Genomic DNA, 6,864 nt, shown 5'->3' with positions numbered 1-6,864 from the left:
GAGCAGCCGTTTCGAAGCCGATCACGCCCCGGCCCAAGCGGCGTAAAAAAACAGCCCCCGCCGCTGTCCGAAAGTCCTGGGGTGTCGCAGTCCACTAAGTGGCCGACCGCCCCGACCGATTCGAACCCCGTCTTAGAAAACGGCGTCCCAAGCACTATGCATTCCTCCGGAAACCAAGACAGGAAGTCAAACGTGAAATGGTCAAACGCTTTACGACGATCTAAGTGCCATTCGTTACATTCGACCGAAGCTTCCCAGTGCGGGCGCGCATCGATCGTGCAAGTGCGCGATGCACGTACCAATCCGATTGCTCATTCGCGTCGTCGTGACACTACCCAAGTGAGAAGCATCGTCACCGGACTTGGAATCCGACGCCGGTGCATGAACCTCGTTTTTGCTCAGGGCGGTGGATTGAATGCGGCTGGCGGTTGAATGCCGGACTGCTCTAGGCTGCGCGCATATCCACGCCGGCTTGCACGCGCCAGATACCGGGAATGCCACGCACCTCGAAGGTCACTTCAACTCGCTGCCCGATGTCGAATCGTTGGGCCGCGACGGTGTTGAGCGTATAGCGCACATCCTGAGACAACCCCTCGGCGCGAATGGTGAAAACGTAGCCATCGGCGATTTTCATCTCCGTCGGGGGTCGAAAATCACGTCCGCCGCCCACCTGGTAGCGCCGATAGGTCTCCGGGCCTTTGTAGTCCTTGGCGACAATCGTGCCGACGACGGTAAGTCGCGGCACGGGGCGGATGAAGATCCACCAAACGGCGCCGGCGAAGGCGAGGAGGAGGGGAATAGGCGACAACTGCCAAAAGTCAACGTCCTGAAACATTTCGAGGCATTCCCGGGATACTGACACGACCGATCGAATTGCTATTCTTCGAGAATCGTCCGAACCTCAACGTCCGTCGGTTCCAGCCACCCCACATCGTCAGCTTGGACTAACCCATTGCTGGTATCCGCCAACCAAGCGGCCGCCGCCATGGCGATCGGCCAGCCGATACCGCTGGCGTCGAACAGCTTCAGTTCAATTCCCACGGTCTCGATCGTACGAGAAAGACATTCGTTGATCCGCTTCGCTGCGAATTCCTTTCGGTTGCGAACGTTGTTGCGAAGTTCAGTGACTTCTTCCTTCACTTTCGACGGCTCTTGCCACCTATCCACGCGAAAACCGTAGACTTGATCGGCGCCATACCGGATATCAAATGATTCAAACGTTTCGACTGAGGAAATTGCTTCGACACGGACGCGAGGCAATTCATCCTCCGGGAAATCCTCGCTATAGAGATAGCCCAGCAACACCATCCGCTTGGCAATTCCGTTGAGCATTGCATCCGGCGTTACTGAGGCGACGCTCTCGGGACAACAGATTCGGATCCAGATGCTCATTTTCGTGTTCTCACAGAATCGTGTGTGCCAACCGGTCTGCCGGCCAGTAGCTATGGACGGATCGAACCCATTTCTCGAGGAACCGGCGCCCCTGCAACAGCAAGACGCCGTTACGCCTCCGACAATTCATAGGCGGCGCCGTTCGGATACACGACTGATGCCGTATTTGTCCTTACACTCTTCGCGAGGTCAGGTCCGACAAGAACTGGAAAACGACCAGACGATTTCATTGTGTACTTTGACTTGATGGTTCGCATAACGTAGCTCATAACCTTCTTTGTGTCGTCGAGTGTCGCAGGTTCGGCTACATTGCTCGTACCAAGGAAATACCGTCCTGGCACGTATCCATGTTGGCCATGACGCGATGACCCTGTCCATTCAATGCACAACCCATCCTTTGGATAGACATGGAAGCGGCCGGAATCATCCTCTACCGCTCGCAAATTGCGGATGACAACAGAGCAGAAACGGCGGCAAAACAGAACCTGCTCCAAGTCTTGGCACGATCCGAAGTCGATTGGCGTTGCATGCGGCGACGCCACGAAGCGAGGAAGGCATGCAAGATCAAACTTTTCGCGAAGCGCCGCGTTCAAGTCCGCCACATCCGTCGGCGACTGGGCGACTTGGATTTGCATTCCCATCGAAAGTTACTCTGGAAGGTTGAATCGAACGAGCGGCGTCCGCTGCTACATTAGCGTGAATCGTAATCAGGGAGGAAAGTGCAACCTCTTGGTCTGAATCGAAGGTACAAAACTGCATTCGCACATTGATGCGAAATGCGCATGTGACGCACTCATAACTTCGGGCTCCATGTTTTCTACTCGTCGTCGTCGCTATCACCACCGTTCCAATTCGGTTTGTCTTGCGGATTTGTCACCTTTTTATGCGGCGGATTCTTGTCGTGGAAAACGATCGTTGGTTTGGGATCCTGGTTCTTGTACTCAGGTGAGTTCATGATGTCATTAATCGCATCCCTCTCTCGGGAGATGGGGTCGCCTCTCTTGTTCAATCCGCCGATTTGGTGAATAACGCCGGGTTTGCCGTCCTTGGGCGGCTCATACGCATCCGCAGCTCGATTTCCAAACGGCACTTCAGTCTGTGCGCCTTTCTTCTCAAGTTTGTCTTGCACGGCCTGATGCCCCGGACCTCCGCCTCGTCCACCCTTGTTGCCCTGACTCCAATCCGCGAACGACTTTGTTCCTCCGTTGTTCTTGTAGTCCGCATAACGGATTCTGCTTCCATCAGAATCCTTGTTGAAATCACGTGGGTTCGAGTCCTTCAGCGCTCGCAATTGCGCCGGGGTCAGCGTTGCCAACCATTTCTGTAGTTCCGCATCCGTCATCTCGTCAATGGGCTTCGGCGGCTTGGGACATTGGGCCAATCCAAGCACGTCCACAGACGTCAATGGCCCTGTCGGATACGCATAAACATTGAGGCCTCCGCCCAGGCCAATCGGATCAGCCTGAATATAACGCCCCAATTCTGGACTATAATAACGGTACCGATTATACTGCAGTCCGATCTCCGCATCCCAGTAATGTCCTGGAAACCGAAGCGGAAAATCGATCGTCGATTCTCGATCGATAGCGGTCCGGCCGTACGGCTCAATATTGGCGGCCCACACCTTTTGGCCGCGATCATCTTCTACCAGCAGCGGTGCGCCAATCTGATTGGTGAATACGTAGTACCGGCGCCCGCTGGCGGGGTCCGCGTCGATGCTCGCGTATTCCACGAACAACAACGGGACGAGCGACAACTGATCGGCATAGATGTAGATCCGCAGGGATCCGTCGTGCCGAACCTCCGCGCTCAACTTGTCGCCGTCCCAGTAGTATTCGACGCGTCTCCCGTTCCAGGATTTGCTAATTCGGCGTGCAAGCGGATCGTACCGCGCTTCCCATTGAAGCGTGTCCGATTGAACCTGGACGAGCATGTCGTGTGAATTGTATGCAAAGCGCGTGACTCCATTAGGGCCGCGCCGTTCGGAAACGTGATCTCGACCATTGAAACTGAATCGGTCACCGTTCGCGGCAACGAGTCGGTTTCCTTGGGCCACACCAGCACCGACCAAGCCCGGCTGACGCAATAGATTGTCGGCGCGATCATAGTCGAATCGTTGCGGTTGACCTGACGCAGCGATCGCGCTCACCAGTCGATGGGCTTTGTCGTATTCGAAGGCGATCGTCCCGGTACGGCTGTCGGTAGCCGACACGAGGTCTCCTTCTCCCGAATACTCGTATACGCGATACCAATTGCGGGCACCGGATTCCCCGCTTCGAAGGGATTTGACCAGGCAGCGACCGAAGGAATCATGTTGAGTCACTTCCGTCGAGCCGTTGAACATTGTGCGGACAACCAGTCCGCCGTCGAGAACGGCAAGCCGGTGCTCGGCGCCCGAGGGATCTCGAATCACAAGCACGCCATCCGGCATGCGGCGGTAGGTCGTCTGAAAAGCGTCAAAGACGTTGGTCTCAACGAGGTGGTCGTCAGAGTAGCGGTGTTCGATTCCGAGGCCGTCGCGTTTGTCAACGATTTGATGATTCAAGCCGTCATAGGCGAATCGCACCTCGAAGTCATCGGTGGCGGCCAGCATCGTGCGTCCAACTCGGTCATAGGCGAAATAGTGATTCTCACCCGAGGCCAATCGTCGGACCGATTTCAGGTTGCCCGCACCGATTTCGAAGGTCAGCAGCGTTCTTCCTTCAAAATCGCGTTTCTCCAGCAAGCTTCCCGCCAGGTCGCGCACGTATGATTCGCGTACAGCGCCGTTCCGGCGAACTCGAACGAGGGCGTCCTTAAAATCATAATCGTATTCAGTTCGATTTCCCTCGCCATCAATCACGGAGGCGAGTTGTCGCGTCGACGTATACTTGTACGAAACGGAGACCCCCAACGGATCGCTCGTTCTCGTGCAAAGATTCCAAGAGCTGTAGTCAAAAGTAAAATCCGAACCATCATGATCGTGAAAGCGATGTACGTTTCCTTCGGCGTCATAGATCCATCGCCGCGGTTCTCCTTTAAGTCCGCGGCGCAGCATCAAGTTTCCGAGATCGTCAAATGTGCGTCCGTCATCGGTCGCCTGCTTGCCGTCGCGCAACACTGGCTCCGTGTTGACGTCACGCAGCGGCAATTCGCGGCGTTCGGCGGGGGAAACGCGAATCAGTGCCCTGGCAAAGTTCGGTAATTTGCGAAGTACTGAGTCATCCGCTGAAGGCAGCGCGATATTCTGTCGCAGCACGAGATCGCCGTACTCAAATTTAAGCGGAAACTCGGCGATGCGCTGTTGGTACGGATCCTCGCCTTCCGAATCGTCATGAGCATCGACGAAGCGTCCTCGGGGACTGACAGTGCCGACCGGACCTCCGGCGTCGTCGTAAAGAAATCGCGTGGCGTTTTGATACGGGTCCAATTCCTTGAACAGGCGGCCCTGATCGTCGTACTCGAACCGCGTTGTGCCGCCGAGCGGATCAATGATTTGAACCAGTGTATTGTTTTCGCTATAGAAATACTTCCAAACGCCGCCGTCGGCTCTGGTGACAACGGTGTTCCTTTCATCAGGAAAATACTTCAGCGAGACATCGAATTGGCCATCTTCGCCTCCAGATCGAACGCAGCGCCCCGCGGAATCGTACTCGTAGTTGAAAGAGTATCCTCGCCGATTCGTTTTTTGCACCATTCGATTCGCGACGTCGTAGCGAAACAGTTGGCTGTTTCCATAACTGTCTCGAATGCTTCTCAGATTACCATGGTCATCGTAGCGAAAATCAAGCAATTTGCGTGGCTGTCGCCCAAATCCAGCGAAGAGATTTAAGCATTGCATCCGCCCCCGCTCGTCATATTCAATGCGAATATCTCGTCCCAGCGAATCGACGATTGTTTCAAGGACGCCTTTCCGGCTACGGACGAAGTGAATCGATTTTCCGTTTCTTGACGCAGCGACGAGCAAGGCCTGTGATGACTCAGAAAATTGAAACTCAAAGTCTGGCCTTCCAGCCTGTCGAACGCGAAAGTCGCGATCCGAGATCCGTTCCATGACCACGCCAGCGTTCACGGCGCTTTGGCCGTTCTCAGTCAAAGGAGGAAAGCCAATTGACTGTCCGAGCGGCGTGACATAGCTGAGTCCGTCTACGTCAAAAGCCAAGTGTCGATCGTACTCGTGCGTGTGTCCCCAACCCAGCGCGAAAAGTGTCTTATTGCGCGAACTATCGTAATGCCGAATCCACTCCAGGGGCACTGGACCAATCAGTTGAAGGTCTCGATTGGCGTCGAGATTCGCTCCCGTGATCACGTTGACGGGGTCTCCGACAAGCACGCGATCTTGGGCGGAGTTATGTTTACACTTGGTCATGGAAGATGAGCTTGCGCTGCCTGCAATGCGATGGAGTCTATCCGCAAGTCGGACACCCGGCCTTGGCGGCTTCCGCGTCGATCTGCGCCTTCGATTTGAAACGGCTCAGGTGCGCGAGGAGCGCTTCTGCGGGGTTGGGGATGTGGATCATGGGGAAGCCGCCGATCAGGACGTTGACAGACCCGGGGACGACGACGAAACCGATCGGGATCGGGAGCACGGGCGGGATGGCGCGATCTTTTCCCATCGCTTCGCCGACCGCTTCGGCGGCCTTGTCGGCGGCCATTTGCGCGGCGTTCATCGCGGCGTTCAGCGCTTTCGCGGCGGCCATGGCCATGTTGCCTTCCTGCGCCGCCACGCCCGCTTCCGCGACATCGGCGGCCATGCCGAGATAGCCGGCCACTTTCCCCGCTTTACCGACCGTGCGCGCTACTTTGCCGACGGCCGACATGGCCTTCCCTGCGGCAATCGGTCCTTTGATTTTCACTTGCTGGCAGACGCGGCACAAATCGGTGACGCGCGCCGCGCGTTTGCCGCCAATAAACACATTCGATGACCCGAGAAAGACCTTGAACATGGGCGTCAATCCGCCGCACGTCGGCGCGATGCCGATATCGCCCACGCGCGCCGCGGGTTTGCCTGAGATCAATACGCGAATGCTATTGCCAAGCAGAATCGGTCCGATGCTCGGCAGCGGAATCGGGGGAGCGGGGGGAATCAGGCTGGGCGGATGGCTGTGCGCGTGCGGAATGCCGACGTACAGGCTGGTCATCGTCGCCGCGGGAAAGCTGGGGAACACCGCGGCGATCGGCGCAGTGAGATTGGCGAATCCGACGTCCATCAGGTCTTGCGCGAGGCCGATGGCGCCGGTCACGGCCCCAACCGCCGCCTGGGCGCGCCTTAACACGGCCGCGGAAGCCTCGACAGGATTCTTCCAGTCCACGGGTCTGGGCTTGCCATCCTTGCCGGTCACGGTCATGGGATCAGCAAGTCCCTTGACGGAATCCGCGTAGTTGGTGACCACTCCGCGCATCGCCTGGCCGGTATTGGCCTGGCGCTGCGCGCCGGTGGTCGTATCGCCGGTGACGCCGTTAATCTTTTGATTAATAGCGGTCCGCGTATTC

The 6,864-nt window shown here is 56.8% G+C and carries 6 protein-coding genes; 1 reads left to right on the top strand and 5 read right to left on the bottom strand.

Translation table 11 applies throughout. The features are described from left to right. Positions 1–445: 445 nt before the first annotated feature. The 4 genes from SGJ19_05670 to SGJ19_05655 all read right to left on the bottom strand — a co-directional run bounded on the left by SGJ19_05670 (position 446) and on the right by SGJ19_05655 (position 3,985). On the bottom strand, positions 446–835 hold the full coding sequence (locus tag SGJ19_05670; protein ID MDZ4779721.1) for a hypothetical protein: 390 nt from the start codon (positions 833–835) through the stop codon (positions 446–448). A 41-nt stretch (positions 836–876) separates the two neighbouring features. Continuing rightward, positions 877–1,392, bottom strand: a complete 516-nt coding sequence (locus SGJ19_05665) for a hypothetical protein (GenBank protein MDZ4779720.1) — start codon at positions 1,390–1,392, stop codon at positions 877–879. A gap of 110 nt (positions 1,393–1,502) precedes the next feature. Further along, positions 1,503–2,033 (bottom strand): hypothetical protein, encoded by a 531-nt coding sequence (locus SGJ19_05660; protein MDZ4779719.1) that lies wholly within the window; start codon positions 2,031–2,033, stop codon positions 1,503–1,505. 176 nt (positions 2,034–2,209) lie between these two features. Beyond that, a complete protein-coding gene (locus tag SGJ19_05655) occupies positions 2,210–3,985 on the bottom strand; it encodes an RHS repeat-associated core domain-containing protein (protein MDZ4779718.1) in 1,776 nt (591 codons plus the stop codon). A 720-nt stretch (positions 3,986–4,705) separates the two neighbouring features. Between SGJ19_05655 and SGJ19_05650 the strand changes: the two genes are divergently transcribed. Next, complete coding sequence (locus SGJ19_05650) at positions 4,706–5,203, top strand: hypothetical protein (protein ID MDZ4779717.1); 498 nt, start codon at positions 4,706–4,708, stop codon at positions 5,201–5,203. Positions 5,204–5,777: 574 nt separating this feature from the next. Here SGJ19_05650 and SGJ19_05645 read toward each other — a convergent pair. Then, positions 5,778–6,864: PAAR domain-containing protein (locus tag SGJ19_05645; GenBank protein MDZ4779716.1), on the bottom strand; the 1,087-nt coding region annotated here is incomplete at its 5' end.

The sequence above is a fragment of the Planctomycetia bacterium genome, assembly GCA_034440135.1.
In the GTDB taxonomy this organism is placed as follows: domain Bacteria; phylum Planctomycetota; class Planctomycetia; order Pirellulales; family JALHLM01; genus JALHLM01.
This window is presented reverse-complemented; position numbering and strand designations above follow the sequence as displayed.